Source organism: Comamonas sediminis (genome assembly GCF_041107495.1).
Lineage (GTDB): Bacteria > Pseudomonadota > Gammaproteobacteria > Burkholderiales > Burkholderiaceae_C > Comamonas > Comamonas sediminis.
Genome location: NZ_JBGBDC010000023.1, coordinates 1 through 570 on the forward strand (window position 1 = coordinate 1; position 570 = coordinate 570).

General features: G+C 51.4%; 2 tRNA genes and 1 rRNA gene. All 3 read left to right on the top strand.

What is annotated here, in order from left to right:
- Window positions 1-70, top strand: a 16S ribosomal RNA gene (locus tag AB7A72_RS23725); the annotation flags it as partial.
- A 112-nt stretch (window positions 71-182) separates the two neighbouring features.
- Window positions 183-259, top strand: a tRNA-Ile gene (locus AB7A72_RS23730).
- A gap of 125 nt (window positions 260-384) precedes the next feature.
- Window positions 385-460, top strand: a tRNA-Ala gene (locus AB7A72_RS23735).
- Window positions 461-570 lie beyond the last annotated feature (110 nt).

A 570-nucleotide genomic window follows, 5' to 3' on the forward strand; every position in this document is an offset into this window, starting at 1 on the left:
GGGGTTCGTGACTGGGGTGAAGTCGTAACAAGGTAGCCGTATCGGAAGGTGCGGCTGGATCACCTCCTTTCTGGAAACAAAGCAATCAAGATTGAACGTCCACACTTATCGGTTGTTGGAACAAGCCAAAGCTTTTAAAGGCTGGGTCTGTACAAGACACAGCACTTGCAAAGAATTGGAATGGGTCTGTAGCTCAGCTGGTTAGAGCACTGTGTTGATAACGCAGGGGTCGTTGGTTCGAGCCCAACTAGACCCACCATTACGGTTCCGACGGATGGCATGTTGATTGGCTAGAACCAAGCAGTGCAAGGCGCGAATGACGAAGCATACTTACGTATGTGAGGAAGTAGCAACGCCGCAATGCGCAGGTTATAGACGATCAAAGGGGGATTAGCTCAGCTGGGAGAGCACCTGCTTTGCAAGCAGGGGGTCGTCGGTTCGATCCCGTCATCCTCCACCAATAACCTGGTTGTCATGCCAGGCTCCGATAGACACTTATCACTCAACACCAAAGCGGTTTCGCAAGAGACTGTTTTGTTGTTGACTCCGGATTCCCGGATCAAACGGCTG